Here is a 19221-nt window from a genome sequence, read left to right as displayed (position 1 = left end):
AATATGTATAAAATTGGAATAATTGGTAGTTCCTACGATATTTTAGAAAATGAGGAAATACATGGTCTACAAGAAAAATGTTATGAACTAGGAATAAAGTTGGCCAAATCAAATGCAGTTATTTTTTCTGGGGGAGATAATGGATTATGTACTGATGTATTAAAAGGAGTATATGATGCTGGCGGGTTAAGTATAGAGCTTTTACCTGATGAATACCAAGATCCTCAAAAAAATTCTTATTCTACAATTCAAATTAATACAGGACTTGGGTATGGAATCAGAGATATTCTCTTAATTAGATCTGTAGAAGGTGTTATTTCAATTGGAGGTGGAGCGGGGACTCTAGGGGAATTAGCCTACGCATATAACAGTAGAAAACCAATTATAGCCATTAAGAATAGTGGTGGTTGGTCTGATAAGTTGAATAATCAGTATATTGATAATAGAAGGAAGATTCTGATTGATAGTCTGGATTCTGTAGACCAAGTTATAGAATCGTTGTTAAATAAGATTAAAAAGAAAAGAAGATTTGAACAGATTAGTTCATCTTTTCAAAAATGGGGTAATTAGTATGTTAAATATTTCATTGTGGTTAGATATGATTACAAAGAATTATCCAAATAAATTGGCCATTGTTAGTGGAGGAGAAAGTCTTACTTATGTAGAGCTTAAAGAAAAAGTAGATCAGTTTGCATCATATTTGGTGAGTAGAGGATTAAATGCTGGAGATAGAATTTTGATCCATTTACCAAATTCAATTGAGGCCGCAGTATGCATTCTGGGAACTTTAAAAGCTGGTGGAATTATTTGTATAATTCATCCAAATATAAGCACACTATCTCTCGAATATATTATAGAGGATTCTTCTCCTGCGGTGATTATTACCAATTCAGAGACTTGTTTTACTAACATATTTAACAAAGAGAGAATTATTTTGAATTTAAAGGATATAGCAAATATTACTTTCGAAAATAAGGGACAGTTATGTACTGAAGGAAAGATAAAGGAGAGTAAAATAGCAGCGATTATTTATACGTCGGGATCTACAGGGAAACCAAAGGGAGTTGTTAGTACCCATAGGAATATAATTTTTTCTACTAATGCAATTAATCGTTACTTAAAGCATAGTCCAAGAGACAAAATCTTCTCCATTTTACCTTTGTGTTTTGACTATGGGCTTTATCAACTTTTTATATCAATTTCTAGTGGTGCAACTCTTTATTTAGAAGAAGCAACAATTTACATTAGTAAATACAAAGAAATTATAGAAAATGAAAAAATCACATGTATTCCAGGGATAAGGAATATTTTTAATTTATTGTTTAGAAAAGGGGAAAAACAATATCCAAATGTCAGATACGTTACTAATACAGGAGATAGCTTAACAATCGCAAAAATCAAGGAAATTGAAAAAGCATGCCCTAATGCAAAACTCTATCTAATGTATGGTCTAACTGAATGTAAAAGGGTTTCATACTTACCTCCGGAATATATTACTAAAAAAAGAGAATCTGTTGGCATCCCTATTCATGGTACTAAGATTAAAATTCTTAACGAACAGTTTGAAGATTGTAAAGAAGGACAGATTGGAGAATTGTACGTATCTGGTCCAAATGTTTGCGAAGGTTACTGGAATGATATTAATTCAACCAAAAGTATTTTAATCCAATTAAATGATGAAATATACCTAAAAACGGGCGACTTTTTTTACCAAGATAATGATGGTTTTCTTTATTTTAAGGGTAGAAAGGATAATATGTTTAAATCACGGGGATTTAGAATAGAGCCATCCGTTATTGAAAATCTAATTCTTAATAATATAGCTTCTGTAGAAGATGTAGTTGCTGTCGGTATCCCTGATGAAATAGAGGGAAACTCTATTGCTATATCCGTCTTGAATTTTGATATGAGAAATAAGAATACTATTGAAGACGCTATCATGAAACTATGTAAGAATCATTTAGAGCCATGGATGCAACCAAAATATATTTCTTTCTTTAATAGTTTTCCATTAACTAACTCAGGTAAAATAGATAGAAAAAAAATGGTTGAAATTATTCTAAATGAACTAGGGATAAGATCATATGTACAATCTTAAGAATTTGTTAATCCACGCAATAGAAACAGTTCCATTTTATAACGATCTGGAATTATTAAATGATGTTAATGAGTTTTATGAAATATTTCCTGAAATTAAAAGAAATAATTTGAGCGGCTCTGAAACTCTTTTTTTATCATCAAAATTTAGAATAGAAGATTTAACTTTACATACAACAAGTGGATCAACTGGGATACCTATTAGATGCTACAAATCGAATACTGATTTAATTCGAATGGGTAGACACTTATGGAAAGAAAGAAATAAGCATGGAAAAGTAAATCCTAGAGATAAATACGTAACATTTTTTATTAGAAGGTACAATAAAGATAAGAGTGTAAATAATCAGAACGTAATAATCAATAAAAATAATTTATCCCTAAATCTTTTAGATTTAAGTTTGAAAAATATAAAGGATTACTGTAGAGCGATACATTTTTTTCAACCAAAATGGATATTTGGTCCACCATCAGCTCTTAATTATATTTCAAGGTATATTTTACAGTCGAATGAAAAATATGATTTTAGTAGTTTGAAATTTATAGAATTAACTGGTGAATTTTGTTTAAAAGAACAGCAGGATTATATTTCTTTGGCTTTTGATACGAAAGTAACCAATATGTATGGAAGTAAAGAAACATGGTTAATTGCATATAGTTGTCCAAATGGGCATCTACATTTATGTGAAGATAATGTATATTGTGAAATAAATAATAACAATGAATTGCTTCTAACGGGCTTAAATAATTATAGTATGCCTCTAATCAAGTACAACATAGGTGATTCAGTAGAGTGGGTGGCTGAAACAGAGTGTACGTTTTCAGGAAGAATGATTAATATTCTTGCTGGTAGAAGTAGCAGTTATATAAGAGTAAAAGGTCGTTTTGTTAGTATTGCAGTTTTTTTTCTGGCTTTGAATGATACACACAGGACTTTCCCCGGAGCTTTTATACAATTTCAAATACAAAGGACAGGGGAAGAGAATTTTAAATTTTTATTTATACGTGGTAAAGGGTTCAAAGAAGAAGCGCTTATAAAATATGAAGAGAATATTAAAAAGGAATTAGATATCCAATTGAACTTTGAAGAAACAGATTTTATAAATTTGGGGAAAAATGGTAAATTATCCTATTTTATAGAAATTGGAGAGAAATAAGAATAATGAATAGATTTAATAGGGTCATTTTAATTGTATTAGATGGTGTTGGGGTTGGTGCAGTAGAAGATTTTCCATTTCAAACATCTTCATTTAGAGATGTTCTACAAATAGAGAAAGACACAAAATTGCCTAATTTAAGTAAATTAGGGGTAAATCACTATTTAAATAATAATTCAGAAAATTACAAAATAGAAGGATATGTAAGTAAATGTAAGCTTTCGTCTAATTTTGCTGATTCTTGGGCTGGTCATTGGGAATTGGCCGGCGTTACGCTTGATGAACAATATTCTTATTATTGGGAAGATGGCTTTCAGCAGGAAGTAATAAAACACTTTGAAGAATCTACAGGCTTAAAAGTTATTGGAAATAAAGCTTTCTATCATAGAAATGAAGTTATTTATGATTATTTACAGGAGCACAAAGATACTCCTAATAGTGTTATTATTCTTACTGAAAAGGGCTTAGAGTCTATTCGCACATTTGGCATTTATGCTTTAATGGATAAAATTTCTTTGAATGAACAGTACGATATTTGTGAAATAGCAGCTAATAGTTTATCGAGGTATAATAATATAATTGGAAGGATAGGTTGTCGACCATTGATTGAAAATGTGGATGGATCAATAGATGTTCCTCATTTAAATCGAAAAGATTTTCTTATGTTTAATCCACCAAATAAAACATTATTAAAGGAATTAAGTAAGGCTAATATTTCAACTTATGCAGCAGGGAAAGTTTGGGCTATGTTTAGAGGTGAAGCTATAAAAGAATCTATATACACAAGATCAAATGATGAAAGTGTTGAAGCCTTGTATAATTATATGGAAAATGTATCCTCTGGATTAATTTTTGTTAATCTCAATGATTTCGATGCAAAATATGGTCATTACTTCGATACTCATGGTTGGGCTAAAGCGATTGAATTATTTGATTTTCAGCTTAAGTTTGTAATGAGCAAAATGAAAGCCGATGATTTACTAATAATTTGCTCGGACGGTCATGGATGCGATGCTTTATACACTGGATTACATACAAGGGAATATTCTCCTTTGCTTATCTTTCATAAGAATATTAATAATGGACGAAGGTTACAAAAAAATTATCAACTTTGTGATATTGCTGCAACTATTGCAGATAATTTTAATATAAGTTATTCATTAAAAGGGAAGAGTTTCTTAAAAGAAATCTTTATTTAAGGGATAATTATGTGCTGTTTAAATAGTTTTGGAGTAATAGGTATAGGAACGCATGTTAATAGCGGGAGTTTGTTAAAATCAGGTTTAATTTACTCAATTCACAGGGGTCAACATAACTTCGGGATTATTTTAAGTAATAAAAATGGATTACAAATATATAATAGCGAAAGTTTAGAGGGAATATTTAATGACATAATACTCTGTGATGTTAACTTATCTTATGGTTTTGTTTCCAATGAGTACGTAAATGAACCTCATCATTTTAGGTTTAGTAGATATGGGGAAATAGTTATTAGCGTAATCGGACAAATCTCCAATAAGAATGAAATTTATCAAAAAATCTTGACTAATAATATCCCAATAAATAAAGGAACATCTGAAGAGATTATTTTCTATTTGTTGCACCTGAGTAAATCATATACTCTGATCGATGCTATTAAGGATTGTTTTACTTTACTAGAAGGTACCTTTTTATTAACTATAATAACTAAACAGGCAATATTTATAATTAAAAAAGGAATAATACCAATTGTCATTGGAAAGCTTGATAACACTTTTTTATTTTCATCCGAGACATCAGTAATTGAAGGTTTAGGTGGAGAAATAATTAGTGATCTTAATTCCAATGAAATACTCTGTCTAGAGCAAGGTATAAAAAAAATAAGAGTAAATGAAGTCGAAAGCAAGCTATGTTCATTCGAACTGTTGTCATTGGCAAATTCAAATAGTTTTCTAGGTGGTAAAAATATATATTTACTAAGAAAAGAACTTGGAAGACAACTTGCAAAAGAATTGCAAATAAATTTAGATACAGTTATTAGTTGTTCCGAGAATAGCATCCCTTACGCATTAGGATATGCTCAGCATTCAAAAGTAATGTACGACCTAGGTATTATAGAAAAGTATGGTTCTGCTCCAAACTACATTAAAAACTCTTTAGAAAATAAAAAAGTCTTATTAATAGATTCATATATTAGTAATAATACTCAATATCATATCAATAGATTGATAAAAATGGGCATTAAAAGTCTTACAATAGGAATCTGCTCACCTAAATATATGACACATTGTAAATATTCAAAGGTGGATAACCCTCAGCCAAGTATTATAAATCACACAGTTTTTGAGAATTTATCTATTTGCTATTTATCTCTGGAAGGTTATAGATTTATTTTGAATTCAAATGATTTAAGTGATTTCTTTTGTATTGATTGTTTTACAGGAGGTTTTAATGAATTATCCTATAAATTTTAATAGTAGAAGTGAAAAACTTAGTAAAATATCCAGGAGATTAATTAGGAATAATACTACTTTGAACGACAGACAAAGAAAATTTGTTAAACGTTATTATAATGGAAGACAGTTGCTCAGAGGTTTTTATACGGATTTTGCAGTATCATATTTAATGGCTATGTTATTAGATGTAAAAAAAGGGAATGTTTTAGACACTAGTTGTGGCTCAGGTAGACTATTTGAGTATATCCCATCAAATTGCGAAGTACAAAAATACGGATTTGAAATTGATCCAGAAAGTAGTAAAATATGTAAGCTGTTATATCCAGATGTGAACATTGAGAATTGTGATGCTCTAGCTAAAATTAACCGTATTTCTCAAAAGTTTAATTATGTAATAGCAAATCCTCCATGGGGATTACAAGTCAATACTGAAAACTATAATGGATACAGTCTTACCAATATTCCGACAAAAAACAACAGTACAGCATTATTTATTGAATTAGGCATACATTCCTTGGTTGATGGTGGGAGAGGTATCTTCCTTGTTCCTAAAAGTTTGTTTACAAATGAATTTAAAGACGTCATAAAATATATGGAGAGTAATGGAAATGTTTTAGCCATTATAGAACTCCCAAGTAGTGCATTTTATAATTCAAATATTATGGTAGAAAGTTGTCTTATTTATTATGAAAAAAGTAAAGATAAAATCAATCAAATAAAAACCATTACAATAAGTTTAGTTAATGAATGGACAAAAAATGAGGAGGAAAATAAAAGATTAGCATTGGAAGTAGTTAAGGAAGTTAAAAATCATTTAAGATAAATTTGTAGTAAAATAAGCATCTGTAAGATTGGGGATTAAAAGGTGCTTAGATTCATAAAATCATTGATTATGATCAATGTAAACTAATCATAGTATTTATCTGAATTGAAAAAAGTAGGTTCCAAAAACATCTCAGGTTTGTTTATTTAACTTGTGTTTTTAATATTTTTCTGTTTGTCTGTAAATCAACTTTGAAGTGAGATTAACGAGACCGCATTACCAAAAAAGACATCAAAATATAAAACTTATGGAAAAGCTCCCATCTATATTTTTTTTTAAAAGCAACAAGTTTTCCTAGCCAAAAAATGGATTTCAATTGGTTAAGGAAGAGGGTCCGTATAAACGATCAAATTAATGTTGTAAAAAAGCTGCTGTATTTTTAAGGGAGGGAATTAAAATAACTAACATTAAGCCATGGAAGGTCATTGACCAATTATATATTTATCAAACACCTTTTGGAAATCTTAGAAAAGATAAATGTTTATTACCTAATGGAAAGATAATAGAAGAATACTATGTACAAGAGTTACCAAACTGGGTAAATGCAGTAGTGTTAACCAAAGATAAAAACATTATCTTAGTGGAACAATATCGGCATGGTTCACAAAAAAATCAACTTGAAATTCCAGCGGGGAAGGTAGAAGATAACGAAGATGCGAGTGAAGCTATCAAAAGAGAGGTCAAAGAGGAGACAGGATTTATTTCAGATTATGATCCCATTCTTTTAGGTGAATTTTATGTTAATCCTGCAATAAATACAAACAAAATCAAAACATACTTACTAGTTGAATCCTATAAAGCATACCAACAAAAATTAGATGATACAGAAGAAATTAAATATCTTAGTTTAAAATTCAATAAAACTGATGAATTAATAAACAATAAAAAAATAGAACAGTTATTTTCAGTAACGGCTATATATCTTGCCAAAAAATATCTTGCTGAAAATAATTTAATATACTAGTTTCTTCTCTCAGAGTATGCCAGATTCTACATATTCAATTCGTGCAGAATAGAAATCAGAGTGTGTAAGTAAAAATTTTCTGAGCTATTTCTGTACTAAATGAATTTGGAGTTTGAATAAAATAAGTATCTAATATAAGCTACTGAGTTAAAGCTGCCTAAATGAACGTATATTATCAGTTCTTAGGGAGATAGTGAATCATCCGGAAAAAATCTCTAATTTTCAGAACGAATCAAAAATTCGTCTTCATAATTGGGGCTAGAACGATTCTTCCATGAATATTCTCAAGTGTTTATCAGTTAGGACGGAAAACCTTATATTTGTTAAGGAAGTTTTCGCTTTCAAAGGAGTAGTTTTCTTTAAGAATCGAGTAAATCTTAAGAAGATGCTGTATGATTGATTACCGCCACATGTTTTTACCAGGCTTGCCATGTTTTTTACCACTGTTCTTCAAAAAGTTTACCAGTTGGTGCCAACCTGTTTACCAAACTTAAAATAGCCCTACAGATTATAGACAATAAACTGTAGGGCCTTTGTAGTCTATGAGTTATTTTTGTTTACTATTTGGAGCTGTATTAAAATAATCATATATTAATTTTCTAGCGCCTTCCAGAAATATCCTCTTCAGTCAATTCATGAAGTAATGGCTCCTTTTGTAAACGCTAGAATAAAGTTGACAGTTATTGCTTGATAAGATTTTACACTTTTGCTCAATAAATCAACCTACTACTTTAGTAAAATAGGAATTGACGTTATTTTACTGGAGGTAGGGGTTTTGGAGGAGAAGTTAGTGTTATATGTAAAGATTCATGAACTAAGTAAAAGAAAATTTAAAGTAACACAAATCGCTAAGGAGCTTAAGATCTTGTCTATGGCATCATAAAAATGTAGGTTATGGCATTTAATTTATGCAGTTGTGACCGTCAAGTATATTGACACAATTTTTGCTGATTAATTTGAAACATTTTGTTCACCAAATATCGTTTTTCTGTGCTTCATTCTCCAACTGTCTTCATTTAAATGAATAATCTCTACTCGGTGTAGGAGTCTATCTAATATAGCTGTCGTAATTGCTTGATCTCCTAATAATTCTCCCCATTCTTTTGGACCTTTGTTTGAAGTTAATATAATGGCAGATTGATTATATAGACTATTAATCAAGTGGAAAAACATATTAGCTTCCTGCTTATCCATTGCCATAAACATTAAATCATCTATAATCACTAAATCTGCTTCTCTAATCCGTTTCATTCTTGTTTTCGATTTCCTAGTTATTTCTTCGGTTTTTAATACATGTACTAAGTCTCCCATTGTCGTGAATATCACTTTATATCCCTGGTTTAAAGCTTGAATTCCCAACCCTATCGAGAGATGGGTTTTCCCAACACCTGGTGGTCCAAGAAAAATAATATTGTAGAGTTGCTCAATCCAAGTTAAGTCTTTCAACTGGTTTATTTTCTTATGACTTAATGATTTTTGCTCTTTGATGTCATATTCATCAACGGTGCTATAAAAGGGAAAAGTCGCCCACTTAAAACGCCTTTCTAATTGTTTTTCATCTCGACATTTTTGTTCGTAGGTGGTTACATCTAAGAGGAACTGAGTAAAGGATAATTCCTTTTTCTCAGCTTCTCTTATAAGTTCAGGTAACTGATTTGCAGTTTCAGCTAAACGAAGGGATTTCATTATATCTTGTAATTGGTGGAGCTGATTCAATTGAGATCACCTTCTTCCATTAAGGCGGTATAGGCTGCTACGTTGCGTTTTTGCGCTTCAGTTTCCATGACCCATCCAGATAAAGTATTTAAGGGAGAGGGGATCTCAGCGTCATCAATCTCTGTATCATGTTCCCGTCGTTGGCGTTTGTCAACAACGTTTTGAAATTCCCTCTTTTCAACGGTTCTAAATTCCCATTTATCATCGCTAAACTTATACAGGTGTGACACCGGCTTTTTGCTTCTCTCGAAGCCGATAAGAATTACCTTTTACATTAAAAGTGGTCGCATGGTGGAGAAGGCGATCCAATATGGCTGTGGCTAATACTTCATCCCTAAAGATCTTGCCCCACTCAACAAATGACTTATTAGAGGTAATGATAAGAGCTCCTCTTTGATCATATCTTTTAGATATGACCTGGAATAACACATTGGCACTAAGTTCATCAAAGGGGAAGTAACCCAATTCATCAATAACTAGTATATGAGGTCGACTCCAACGTTTAATGACTCGATTAAGAAGACCAGCCTTTTCTGCTTTTTTACACTCTGTAATAAAATCATCTGTCCTCATAAAAGCTGCGGAATATCCCTTAATTATAGCTTCCATTGTAAAAGCTATGGATAAGTGCGTTTTTCCGACCCCTGGCGGGCCAAGGAGTAAAACATTTTCTCCATTTTCAATAAAACGGCAAGTGAGAACTTCTTTGACTCTCTTTTCACTAATACTTGGCTGAAATGAAAAGTCAAAATCATGAATCGTCTTTTGGTAAGGAAGTCTAGCTTTTTGTATTCGCTTTTCCAAAGCTAGAGACTCTCTTTTTTCAATTTCGTTCAATAGAATCGTGTCAAGGAACTCAGAATATGGTACATTATCTTTAGATGCATCTTCGAGTAAACCATGAATTTGGTTAGCTGTATGGTGCCATCCCAATTTTTCTAGTCGTTCGATTAGAAGTTGAGTAGACATTATGTTTCACTCCTTTCTAATTGTTCATACACTTGAAGAGGACGATGTTCCACTTCAAACACATCGGGTTGTTGGAGACGGGTCGCCAAACCTTTTTCGGTCTCTTTCAGCCCTTTATAATGTCCTAAATTTAAATGGACTTCCGTTTTACCAGTAAGAATAGGGTGTTTCGCAATACACTCAAAGTCATCATATATCTCTAAATGATGAGCAAGCGTTTCTTTCACTTTTACATTTTGACCAACAAAGCGGAATGGAACAGAATAACGCTTTCCTCGGTAAGAGATAAACGAATCTCTACTAACCTCTCGTATTTCCCACTTCACTACAGGAAAAGCAGCCTTCTTATGACTCGATTGTAAATACTTTTCTTCGACTTCAAATCGTTTAATTGGTGATTCATTTGTCGTGGCATTTGGTTTTAGGTTAGCTGTTTTATCTAACCATTTGCGAACATCTTCATTAAGAGCTTGAAGTGTGGGCTCATGTTTACGCTGCATAAAATTCTTCTTTAAATAACCAACAACATTTTCTACTTTCCCTTTTGTTTGTGGTCGGTTGGGTTTACATGCCTTCGGTACCACTCCGTAGTACGCTAAGAAGTCTTCAAACTTTTGATTAAAACGAATCTCTACAGGTGAATGTTTAATAACAGCTGTTTTCATATTGTCATAAAGAATCTGTTGTGGAACCCCGTTAAAGTAAGCAAAAGCGTTCATATGGCATTTCATTAAGGTTTCTAAATCCATACTCGTTGAAAATTCTATGTACTTCAGACGAGAATACCCTAGCACCATGACAAAGGCATAAATCTCTTTTTCTACCCCATCGACAAGGTATTTTCCTACATATCCCCAGTCCATTTGAGCTTGTTTACCAGGAGGAGTTTCAAACCGTAAGGTTGCTTGTTTTTTCGGATTCTGACGATGTGGCTTAACGAACTCTCGTAGAATCGTCATTTTCCCTTCGTAACCTAGAGCTTGTATCTCCTCAAATAACACTTCACAATTTGTCGTACCTTCCTTTAAACGTTCTAAGATATACGATTTAAAAGGGTCCAGTTTACTAGGTCTTTTCTTACTAGCCTTCTTATTAGGTAATTGATCTTTTCTAGTGTATTTACGAATTGTCTTTGGATCAAAGCCAGTCTTGTCAGCTATAGCTTTGATTGACCAACCTTTTTGAAATAGTTCTCTTATCATAAAAAATTCCCCAATCTTGACCATCGTTTCGCCACTCCATCATTATGTAGTTTTGAAACCAATGTCCGTTATTTTGAGGGAATTTTAAACCGTTATTATTAGGGATTTTAACACCGTTGCTTACAGTATCTAAAATATATTGAACTACCTTCAAAGTTGATGCTCAAATACATTCAGCCCATTCAAAACAGCTTCTGGTGTTTGATCCACAAATAACTTATGATTATCAGGCATATGATCGCGAATAGTAGCTAACTGACCGAATTTCCCATATAATCTTTTATGGGAAGCTACTCGCATATGATTGAAATAGATTTCGACGAGGTTATCGGAAAGTTCACTTCAACTTGTCTATTGATATATTCATATGGTGTATTTTGCAATAGAAAAGTGCAGATTTGCGCAATCAAAAATGCAGAGTTTTGCCACCCGGGGAGATTACCTTCTTTTTGATAGAGCGTTTGAAAGACGGTAACTTTCCCCCTGAAAAGTGATAATGTGAGCGTGATGTATTAAACGATCAACTAATGAAGCTGTTAGTCTAGAATCGGCAAATATCCGATTCCACTGACTAAATTCTAGGTTCGATGTCAGAATAAGACTTTTCTGCTCGTAACACTCAGAAATAAGTTGAAATAATAGCTCGGCTCCTTCCTTACTAAAGGGTAGATAGCCCATTTCATCTAGGATTACCAAATCTAAATTATGAATTTTATTTCTGAAAGAAGAGAGTCGATTTAACTTCAAAGCCTTCTCCAATTCTTCCACGAGATGTGAGACACGATAGAATCCTACCTCATAACCCATTTCACATGCCTTTCTGCCTAACCCGGTTGCCAGATGTGTTTTACCTGTTCCGGGAGTTCCTACGAGTAAGACATTTTGTTGTTTCTCTATAAAATCCAGCCTGAATAATTCCTCTTTATCAAGATGAGAGGGCATATGGATTTGCTCTGTCCACTCATATTCTTCTAAACTTTTTTTATCTAGAAATCTAGCTTTCTTAATAAGACGATGAGCTTTTGCTATTTCTCTCAAATGTAACTCCTCATCTAATAGATCACTCAAAAACTGCTCTTTCGTATCAAAAGGGATCTGTTCATAGACTTCAGCTATATAAGCTAACCGTAATGATTTACACTTATTTCGGAGTTGCTCGCTCATGGAGTAACCTCCTTACTTGCGGTCAAGGAATCGTAATCTGACCAATTTATCTCGAAGGGATTCTCTTCTTTTCCCATTCTCTCTTCAGCGATTAACTCGTAGAATTCCTCGTTAATACGCTTCATATCATGTGTAATAAGTAAGCTTGCCACTGCCTTTAAACGTTCTCTTCGTATGACCAAGTGTTCAACAAGTAGGTAACTCTTAACCCTTCCGGGTAAATAATCTTTATACCCAGAATAAGCGACGGACCTCGGCTTATTAATCCAAGTTTTAAAAATTGAAATCCACGGAAGCGCCTTTCGCTTTTTCATATAAGGTCGATAATCATCTAATAATATCTCGCCATCAGGTGAGATGACCTTGACTGAGTTCCATGTTAATTGAACGTGAAGCAAACTATAATTAGACGCCCTTGGAACATGGACAAGCACCTGATCAAGTGTTATTTCATTGTATTTATTCACTTTCCCCATCTCTTCTTTAAAAACGGGATACTCTACTTTCGGGAGCTGCAGTAAGTACTTTTTCTCATGTTCCCACAGTTCATTTATTAATACATTCTTTTCATAGTGTAGGCGATTTCGGTCCTCAATTAGTTGCTTCTCTAATTGAACGGTTAAATCTTCAAAACTAGTCATGATGGGAGCCTTATTAAAGAAGTTATACCGAATATAACCTACTTTGTTTTCAACACTTCCTTTTTCATGGCCACTCCTAGGATTACATGCCTGAACTTCAAAACTATAATGATTCTGAAAAGCTATGAACTCATCTGTTAGTTGAACCGCCTCTGTCTTTGTACGTACTTTTTTACAGCTGGTGACAAATTATCAATTCTTAATTTCATTGGAACACCCCCAGCTTGTTTGAACAATAACTGAAGGCCATGTAGGAAACATTCTTGATTCTCTGATGGGAGAGGTACTGCAAATCCAGTGTTACTATTTGGATAGGACATGATGAGCAATCTTATATCTACTATTTCCCCATCTTGAACAGCTTCCATTACGCCAAAATCTACTTGTGCTTCCCCTGGAGGATGTTCTAATCTTTCATAGCCTTTATCTTTTTCATGGTGATGGGTATTGTTCCAATCTTGAACAAAATAGCATAGAGTCCGATAGGACCCCTTGAAACCTAACTCCTGTAGTTCCTGGAATAATTTCTTTTTAGTTCTTCTTTCTTTTCTTCTTAATTTGGAATCCTCAAAAAGCCAATCCGAAACAATTTCTCCCCAGTTCTCATCATGCATCATTCCCTTTTTAGGAGAGATCTTTGTTGTTGGTAATTGCTCCTCATCTGCATACTTCTTTGCTGTTCTCCAGTTTATATTTAATGTTTGTTGTATTTTGGTAATAGATAAGCCTTTGTTGTTTCTTAAGTGTTTGATACAATTAATATCAGACATTGCTAGCATCCTTTCTTTTCCTCCACTCTAAATTGATTCGACACCAATTACAGTAGAGGGACTTGGGGCGACTGGCAAGTCTTTTTTCTTTTCCATGCCTATAAAAATAGTGCAGGACTCTGCATTTTCCCTTTGCAAAGCTCTGCACTTCTATTTTGCAATAAACATATGGAACAGAATAAAACATACTAACTACAGAGATGTGATAGTCCGGACGGACTTTCGCTGTTTTCCATTCGGACATTTTGTAAGGCATAGATGGAAGAGAAGAAAGTGCGATTTTTTCCTCTTCTTCAAATGCCGAAAAGCGACAACCTTTTTTGCGTGTAAAAGGGCGCTTATTAAATTCATCTAACTTCTTCCAAACTTCTTCATTCAATTCCTTAATACAGAAACATTGTGTATTTCTTAATGCAATAATCCATGTATAGATAACATTTACTGTTTCCTCAACACTAGCTTTATCCTTTGGAGTACGAACCCGCGCAGGCATAACTACAGTATTATAATAGTCGGCCATTTCCCTATAAGTAGGATTTAAAACTAATTCCCGTGTAGTATGTTTTGCCACGCTCGCTTTTAAATTATCTGGGACCACAATTTGTGTGCAGCTACCAAAGTACTCGTAAGCACGGTTGTGTGCTGCAATCCATTAATGTAGATTCATCGAAAACGTTGCTTCGGCATAAGACAATTGACTACAGGGGAAATTGGCAACGAAAACATACGCTTTTACTTTTTCTCCTGTATCTTAGTCAATAATAAATGCTGTAGATCCTGCCCAGTTGTAAACGTTAAACTAGAATCAATAGTTTTCCACAAACAAGGTTACATCAATCCATTGCTTGGTCATTTCTTCGACTAACGGACGGAATAATCCTTTCTTTTCAGCTAAACGAATGACCTCACTTACTTTTTGACGAGAGTTATCAGTACTTGCTGCGATACCTCTAAGACTGATTCCCTCATAGTGTAATTCCGATATTTTCCAATAATTGTTCATAAAAAATGCCTCCGATATAAAAAATGTCACACCGATAGGTGTGACCATTCATTATACAAAGGTATTAAGTGGTAACCGAGTGGCATTTACTGGTACAATTTTTGTCATTCTGTGGGAAAAAGTATGTCACAGATGGTACATTTCGGTGGCGGTAATCGATGATTCCTAATAACCTCGCTGTTTACAATATATTAAATTTATTCATAACAGAAAAAGCGAGAAAGAACGGTTGTTTATTGCAAAATACAATGGTTTCGGTTTAACAGAATATCTTTAAAACAAAGCCTCCTTCATGAACTGCACCCCAATTGTTAGACACTTAAAATCTAACGATTGGTGGTGCTTTTCTTTTGGCCAAATTTACAGTGGAACAAAAAATTAACGGAGTAAAAGAGTATTTAAGCGGTAGTGAAGGATAAAGAATCATAGCGGATAGAATCGGAGTAAATGCCTCTGTATTTCGAAATTGGATTAAACAATATGAACTTCATGGAGATGAAGATTTTGCAAACGCTATACAAACTGTTCAGCTCAATATAAACTAAACGTACAAAACTATATGAACGATCATTGGACGTCTATAAATGAAACAGCTGCCATTTTCAATATTCCTGCTCCTTCAAGGGTCTATGAATGGTTAAAGACTTATGAAGCTGGAGGAGTAGATGCCCTTATTTCAAAGAAAAAGGGGAGCCCTTCAATGAAAAAGGAAAATCATAAACCAACCCAAAAAAGAGATTCAACAGAAGAAACAGTAGAAGCTTTACAGAAAGAATTATAACGGTTACGTATGTAGAATGTCTATACGATCGGAATAAGACCAAGAGATATTCACTTGTATCAACCATGTTAGAACAGGCCTTGGAACGTTTACAAAGTTATGAGGGTAAATCGCTTCTACTTCATTAAGAACAAGGCTGGCACTATTAAATGAAGCAATATCAACACGTACTAAAAGAAGAAAGGAATTACACAAAGTATGTCTCGTAAAGGAAACTGTTACGATAATGCAGTCATGGAAAAATTTTTGGTATTCTGAAATCGAATCTTCATTATCTAAAGGAATTTGAAAGTGAAGAACATTTTAAGTAAGAGCTTGAAAAATATAGAATTCTTTATACATAAGCAAATTAAGGAAAAATTAAAAGGCATTAGCTCGGTACCATACCGAGTTCATGCCCACCAAGCTGCCTAATGTAATAACCTGTCTAACTTTATGGGGTCACTTCATCATAGTTGGAGTGCTTTGATAATACGGTAGATAAAATTTTCGAACAACCAATTAATTTCAAATAATTTAATTACAATTTTAATTGATTGATCTTGCACCGTGAGCATCGAATTATCGTTTACTTTTTACATGCTTCTTTTAATAGGGAATACTTTATACTTCTAAGAAATAACTGATGTATAATTAGGTAATCAAAATAGCTAATTTGAAAATCCCTTTTCCAAGATTAGAAAATTTATCAATTCTATTAATGATTACTTTTAAACTCATCTTTAAGTAAGCCATAAAGTAGAATATCCTCATACTGTCCATTATTATAATATGATTCTCTTAAAACTCCTTCTCTAGTAAATTTGAGACGCTCAACCATTTTTATTGAAGGAATGTTACTCTCGTGTATTTTAGCTTCAATTTTTCTCAAGTTCATCGAATAAAACGCTATTCTTACTAACTCCTCTAAGACCAATGGTCCAATTCCTTTTTGAGTGTATTTACCCTGTAGTAAAAGTCCTACTACACATTTTCGATTACTATATTCTACATTAAATATTTGTGCTATTCCCATTGGTTCGTTTTCCAAGTTCTTGATACAGAAAAATTTATCTATTTTACTATTCATCCATCTATTTATTCTTTCTTGTACTATACTTCTTGTCTGAGGTAGGGCATCAAAACTTATAGCATTGTTCTGGACTAAAACATCATTATATAGTTCATAAAAAAATTCATTGTCATTATTATCAAGAGGACATAAAGTATAAATTTTTTCCATTTTTATAATTTCTCCCACTGTTTTTTGATTATTTTTCGTTTCATAGGCAAAGTACTCTTATGCATTAATGCGAGAAAGGATAATTCGTTAATAAAAAGTCTCTTGGATTTAAAAATATATGATACTTTAGGTGATGTCATTTCTGATTTTGCAGAGCCTAAGAATGAAAATAAGAAAGTAAAAAAGGAAAAGACCTTTTTTACCTTCTTAATACAAATTGTAAATTACATCTTTACATTCCATCTTACAATTTGGCCAAGTTTTTTGACTTTAAGAGCCTTTTTCATTGAAATCACCTCCTTCAACTAATATTTCTGAGTTAATCAAATTTTGGATGAATTCGGTAAATTCATTATACTCATAATCTTTCTTAAAATAGGATTCGTAGTACTGATCAATTCTCAAGTGATTACTCTGTAGGGGGAGCAATAAATCATATATTTCTGTTTCTAAAAAAAATGCCTCTTTGGTTTTAAAAACTATAATAATAATTCCTTCTTCAATTTTTTCTACTCCTATATCTTTATTAAGATTAAGAAACATATCAAGGAACTTCCTTTATTAGATATTTTTTGACTTTATTAATAACATTGAATTCATTTTTTATTAATTGACTATAAGCTTTGAATAAATCCTCGAAATCTTCATTCTTAAATTTTGAATGTTTTAAGAAAGTCTTAGAGAGCTTAAACCATTGTAAAGATAAATACACATAATCATCATCTAATCCGCTATTATTTAAACTTCTTAACATTAGTTTCCTGGTTGATATTGGTCCATTTGGATGATGAATAGACTTTGCAGCTGCTTCTAACTCAAGCTTATAAATTAATGGGTCTGTGAGAGAACTTACAAAATCTAAAAAAGCTATTTTGAAATTATTTGTAAGATAATCACACTTTGTATCATCATAGGTAATTAGATTATCTAATATTGCTTTCTTAACAAAGGAAATATACTCTATTTCAGTCATCTTTTTGTGGATTTCGATATCTAACAAGTTCACTCCCTTACCTAAACTACAATTAATACTAGCAGTTTCTAATTCTTGTAATGAGATGATTCTATTTTGATATCTAAAATCCGAGACTACTGCTATGCCTTTTTTTTCATCAATTAATTCAAGCATTATTAAGTGGCTACCGCTGTTTCTATGATAGTTTGTTTTATCATATGGAAGATAAAAACTATCAGTGAAAAGCATGAGGAAAGGTTCAAACTCTAACCTTTGTTTTGCATAATCTATAAAAAGATTGAATATATCGAAATTTTTGATTTTAAATTCGAGGTTCAATTCTTTCAATAGACCTAGATTAAAATTATTCCCCCTGAAATTGATTCTATTATCTAAATTCTTGAAGGATAGTTCATATCCGCCAATTAAATGAAATAAGTGCTCTTCCTTAAGTTTGATATCATAATGCATTAAATACTTTGAAATTACATAATAAGTACAATGTAACCCTCTTTCCACCAAACCACCCTTTTTAATACTATTTAATCAATTTAACCAAAAAATAACAGATTATTTAATTATTGTCAATATTCCGAAATTTTATTTTTTTGCAAATTTAAGGGTTTTCGCTTTTTTTGGTACACATATATTATAAATTTAACGCACTTAATAGACTATATAACTAAGTTTAGAGTTGATTATTTCTATTAACTGTTGAATATCTCACTCAAACAGAGCCATCTTCACGGACTAATTGAACCTGCGTCACGGAAAGAGAACCACTAGGACAAATATTCAATCACCTAAGTTTTCGCCAACCATTGACTTAACTTTTGTCCGTGTAGTGGTACTAATGCAGGTAAGCTAAAATAAAGCCTAATTGGATCACCTGCAATAAATAGTAACAAGGACAAACTGATTCTAAGCATTCGCTGGTGGGGCCCCGACCCATTCCATCGACTACTAAGAATCGGGCGTTACAGTCAATGACAAGCAGCTTCGCTGTAAGCTATGTTCTAATGCCGTTAAAGTTGCTCTATTTTTCCGTGACAGTTGCTCATTATGTCCGAGAAAGTGATTTTTTTGAAACGAAATATTCAACTGTCAGGGAAGGTTCAATTTTCTCACAGGTTATCATAGATTGAACATTGATATAAAAGCGTTTCTGCTTTATATGGAGACTCTTTTAATAACTGACCATGTGTGACTGCTAGAATAAAGTGTACAGTTTTTGCTTGATAAGATGAAACGCTTATTTACCCAAATATACCAGCAAAAAATATCAACCTATCACTGTAAAATGATCATAGTTCATACTTGCA

20 protein-coding genes and 1 pseudogene are annotated in these 19221 nt (G+C 32.6%); 9 read left to right on the top strand and 12 right to left on the bottom strand.

Annotation, left to right across the window (positions count from 1 at the left end):
* The first annotated feature begins 3 nt into the window (after positions 1-3).
* The 7 genes from FCJ93_RS23810 (at position 4) to FCJ93_RS23780 (ending at position 7476) form a co-directional block, all read left to right on the top strand.
* Positions 4-570: a TIGR00725 family protein gene (locus FCJ93_RS23810; protein WP_095314821.1), complete on the top strand. Its 567-nt coding sequence runs from the start codon at positions 4-6 to the stop codon at positions 568-570.
* 1 nt (position 571) lies between these two features.
* A complete protein-coding gene (locus tag FCJ93_RS23805) occupies positions 572-2098 on the top strand; it encodes a class I adenylate-forming enzyme family protein (protein WP_095314822.1) in 1527 nt (508 codons plus the stop codon).
* Positions 2085-3254: a phenylacetate--CoA ligase family protein gene (locus FCJ93_RS23800; protein ID WP_095314823.1), complete on the top strand. Its 1170-nt coding sequence runs from the start codon at positions 2085-2087 to the stop codon at positions 3252-3254. Before FCJ93_RS23805 ends, FCJ93_RS23800 begins: the two co-directional genes overlap by 14 nt.
* A gap of 5 nt (positions 3255-3259) precedes the next feature.
* Positions 3260-4453 carry a phosphopentomutase gene (locus FCJ93_RS23795; protein ID WP_095314824.1) on the top strand — a complete coding sequence of 398 codons (1194 nt, stop codon included), beginning with the start codon at positions 3260-3262 and terminating at the stop codon, positions 4451-4453.
* A gap of 9 nt (positions 4454-4462) precedes the next feature.
* On the top strand, positions 4463-5707 hold the full coding sequence (locus FCJ93_RS23790; RefSeq protein WP_095314825.1) for an amidophosphoribosyltransferase: 1245 nt from the start codon (positions 4463-4465) through the stop codon (positions 5705-5707).
* Positions 5685-6512 carry an HsdM family class I SAM-dependent methyltransferase gene (locus FCJ93_RS23785; RefSeq protein ID WP_095314826.1) on the top strand — a complete coding sequence of 276 codons (828 nt, stop codon included), beginning with the start codon at positions 5685-5687 and terminating at the stop codon, positions 6510-6512. The genes FCJ93_RS23790 and FCJ93_RS23785 overlap by 23 nt, the downstream gene beginning before the upstream one ends.
* A gap of 550 nt (positions 6513-7062) precedes the next feature.
* On the top strand, positions 7063-7476 hold the full coding sequence (locus FCJ93_RS23780; protein ID WP_235879580.1) for an NUDIX hydrolase: 414 nt from the start codon (positions 7063-7065) through the stop codon (positions 7474-7476).
* A 951-nt stretch (positions 7477-8427) separates the two neighbouring features.
* Here FCJ93_RS23780 and istB (FCJ93_RS23775) read toward each other — a convergent pair.
* From istB (FCJ93_RS23775) to FCJ93_RS23735, 9 genes are all read right to left on the bottom strand, one after another.
* Positions 8428-9192 carry an IS21-like element helper ATPase IstB gene (gene istB, locus FCJ93_RS23775; RefSeq protein WP_170943677.1) on the bottom strand — a complete coding sequence of 255 codons (765 nt, stop codon included), beginning with the start codon at positions 9190-9192 and terminating at the stop codon, positions 8428-8430.
* Positions 9189-9422: a hypothetical protein gene (locus FCJ93_RS23770; RefSeq protein ID WP_095314863.1), complete on the bottom strand. Its 234-nt coding sequence runs from the start codon at positions 9420-9422 to the stop codon at positions 9189-9191. Before FCJ93_RS23770 ends, istB (FCJ93_RS23775) begins: the two co-directional genes overlap by 4 nt.
* Positions 9406-10161, bottom strand: a complete 756-nt coding sequence (istB, locus tag FCJ93_RS23765; protein ID WP_095314862.1) for an IS21-like element helper ATPase IstB — start codon at positions 10159-10161, stop codon at positions 9406-9408. The genes FCJ93_RS23770 and istB (FCJ93_RS23765) overlap by 17 nt, the downstream gene beginning before the upstream one ends.
* Positions 10161-11387: an IS21 family transposase gene (istA, locus tag FCJ93_RS23760; RefSeq protein WP_095314861.1), complete on the bottom strand. Its 1227-nt coding sequence runs from the start codon at positions 11385-11387 to the stop codon at positions 10161-10163. Before istA ends, istB (FCJ93_RS23765) begins: the two co-directional genes overlap by 1 nt.
* Positions 11388-11801: 414 nt before the next feature.
* On the bottom strand, positions 11802-12527 hold the full coding sequence (istB, locus tag FCJ93_RS23750) for an IS21-like element helper ATPase IstB (RefSeq protein WP_137743505.1): 726 nt from the start codon (positions 12525-12527) through the stop codon (positions 11802-11804).
* Entirely contained in the window at positions 12524-13168 is a 645-nt protein-coding gene (locus tag FCJ93_RS25805) for a hypothetical protein (protein ID WP_321178011.1), read from the bottom strand. Before FCJ93_RS25805 ends, istB (FCJ93_RS23750) begins: the two co-directional genes overlap by 4 nt.
* A gap of 137 nt (positions 13169-13305) precedes the next feature.
* Complete coding sequence (locus FCJ93_RS25800; RefSeq protein WP_306421319.1) at positions 13306-13938, bottom strand: hypothetical protein; 633 nt, start codon at positions 13936-13938, stop codon at positions 13306-13308.
* Positions 13931-14536, bottom strand: a complete 606-nt coding sequence (locus tag FCJ93_RS23740; protein ID WP_137744861.1) for a Mu transposase domain-containing protein — start codon at positions 14534-14536, stop codon at positions 13931-13933. Before FCJ93_RS23740 ends, FCJ93_RS25800 begins: the two co-directional genes overlap by 8 nt.
* Before the next feature lie 207 nt (positions 14537-14743).
* Positions 14744-14941, bottom strand: coding sequence for an integrase (locus FCJ93_RS23735; protein ID WP_170943676.1), 198 nt, complete (start codon positions 14939-14941; stop codon positions 14744-14746).
* A 559-nt stretch (positions 14942-15500) separates the two neighbouring features.
* Between FCJ93_RS23735 and FCJ93_RS26015 the strand changes: the two genes are divergently transcribed.
* Together FCJ93_RS26015 and FCJ93_RS26035 are read left to right on the top strand one after the other, a co-directional pair.
* On the top strand, positions 15501-15722 hold the full coding sequence (locus FCJ93_RS26015) for a helix-turn-helix domain-containing protein (RefSeq protein ID WP_408014810.1): 222 nt from the start codon (positions 15501-15503) through the stop codon (positions 15720-15722).
* A 21-nt stretch (positions 15723-15743) separates the two neighbouring features.
* Positions 15744-16136: pseudogene (locus FCJ93_RS26035) on the top strand (IS3 family transposase); the annotation flags it as partial.
* 283 nt (positions 16137-16419) lie between these two features.
* On the opposite strand, the gene FCJ93_RS23725 reads toward FCJ93_RS26035, so the two are convergent.
* The 3 genes from FCJ93_RS23725 to FCJ93_RS23715 all read right to left on the bottom strand — a co-directional run bounded on the left by FCJ93_RS23725 (position 16420) and on the right by FCJ93_RS23715 (position 18418).
* Positions 16420-16944 carry a GNAT family N-acetyltransferase gene (locus FCJ93_RS23725; protein ID WP_095314858.1) on the bottom strand — a complete coding sequence of 175 codons (525 nt, stop codon included), beginning with the start codon at positions 16942-16944 and terminating at the stop codon, positions 16420-16422.
* Between the two features lie 270 nt (positions 16945-17214).
* Positions 17215-17487, bottom strand: coding sequence for a hypothetical protein (locus FCJ93_RS23720; protein ID WP_137744860.1), 273 nt, complete (start codon positions 17485-17487; stop codon positions 17215-17217).
* 1 nt (position 17488) lies between these two features.
* Positions 17489-18418, bottom strand: a complete 930-nt coding sequence (locus tag FCJ93_RS23715) for a BtrH N-terminal domain-containing protein (protein ID WP_095314856.1) — start codon at positions 18416-18418, stop codon at positions 17489-17491.
* Positions 18419-19221 lie beyond the last annotated feature (803 nt).

This window comes from Robertmurraya siralis (assembly GCF_005502275.1).
Taxonomy (GTDB): Bacteria; Bacillota; Bacilli; order Bacillales; family Cytobacillaceae; genus Robertmurraya; species Robertmurraya siralis.
This window is presented reverse-complemented; position numbering and strand designations above follow the sequence as displayed.

Bases quoted from the DNA above. Each gene is read 5' to 3' on its own strand.
- FCJ93_RS23810 (WP_095314821.1), top strand. From the start codon at position 4: ATGTATAAAATTGGAATAATTGGTAGTTCCTACGATATTTTAGAAAAT.
- FCJ93_RS23805 (WP_095314822.1), top strand. From the start codon at position 572: ATGTTAAATATTTCATTGTGGTTAGATATGATTACAAAGAATTATCCA.
- FCJ93_RS23800 (WP_095314823.1), top strand. From the start codon at position 2,085: ATGTACAATCTTAAGAATTTGTTAATCCACGCAATAGAAACAGTTCCA.
- FCJ93_RS23795 (WP_095314824.1), top strand. From the start codon at position 3,260: ATGAATAGATTTAATAGGGTCATTTTAATTGTATTAGATGGTGTTGGG.
- FCJ93_RS23790 (WP_095314825.1), top strand. From the start codon at position 4,463: ATGTGCTGTTTAAATAGTTTTGGAGTAATAGGTATAGGAACGCATGTT.
- FCJ93_RS23785 (WP_095314826.1), top strand. From the start codon at position 5,685: ATGAATTATCCTATAAATTTTAATAGTAGAAGTGAAAAACTTAGTAAA.
- istB (WP_095314862.1), bottom strand. From the start codon at position 10,161: ATGTCTACTCAACTTCTAATCGAACGACTAGAAAAATTGGGATGGCAC.
- istA (WP_095314861.1), bottom strand. From the start codon at position 11,387: ATGGTCAAGATTGGGGAATTTTTTATGATAAGAGAACTATTTCAAAAA.
- istB (WP_137743505.1), bottom strand. From the start codon at position 12,527: ATGAGCGAGCAACTCCGAAATAAGTGTAAATCATTACGGTTAGCTTAT.
- FCJ93_RS25805 (WP_321178011.1), bottom strand. From the start codon at position 13,168: ATGACTAGTTTTGAAGATTTAACCGTTCAATTAGAGAAGCAACTAATT.
- FCJ93_RS25800 (WP_306421319.1), bottom strand. From the start codon at position 13,938: ATGTCTGATATTAATTGTATCAAACACTTAAGAAACAACAAAGGCTTA.
- FCJ93_RS23735 (WP_170943676.1), bottom strand. From the start codon at position 14,941: ATGAACAATTATTGGAAAATATCGGAATTACACTATGAGGGAATCAGT.
- FCJ93_RS26015 (WP_408014810.1), top strand. From the start codon at position 15,501: ATGAACGATCATTGGACGTCTATAAATGAAACAGCTGCCATTTTCAAT.
- FCJ93_RS23725 (WP_095314858.1), bottom strand. From the start codon at position 16,944: ATGGAAAAAATTTATACTTTATGTCCTCTTGATAATAATGACAATGAA.
- FCJ93_RS23720 (WP_137744860.1), bottom strand. From the start codon at position 17,487: ATGTTTCTTAATCTTAATAAAGATATAGGAGTAGAAAAAATTGAAGAA.